Here is a 329-nt window from a genome sequence, read left to right as displayed (position 1 = left end):
CTATCCAACATTCGTTCAAGCACCCAATGGCAACCTGCTCTTTATGTATCGCACAAGAGGCTCCGGCAATGGGTGGAGATTTCTGGCGACTTATGATTCAGCATCGCACGGGTGGACACTTAACGGGAAAATGATTCATAGCTCAGGGACTTATGTAGGCTCTTACACGGGTACAAGCACACAGCGCGGCAATTATCCATTAGGGTTTGTTTTTGACCAGAATGGGCGCTTGCATATGCCCTTTATATGGAGAGAGACGCCAGATGCGATGTCCAATCATGATATTAATTATATGTATAGCGATAATCATGGTCTTACTTGGAAGAACA

At 45.3% G+C, this 329-nt stretch carries 1 protein-coding gene; it reads left to right on the top strand.

What is annotated here, in order from left to right; translation table 11 throughout:
• Positions 1 to 329 (top strand): BNR-4 repeat-containing protein (locus LUU93_RS21860; protein WP_369010206.1); only part of this gene is annotated, 329 nt, incomplete at both ends.

This window comes from Flavobacterium soyae (assembly GCF_021245985.1).
Taxonomy (GTDB): Bacteria; Bacteroidota; Bacteroidia; order Flavobacteriales; family Flavobacteriaceae; genus Flavobacterium; species Flavobacterium soyae.
The sequence above is the reverse complement of the archived record's forward strand: the minus strand, read 5'-3'. Positions and strand labels throughout refer to the sequence as shown.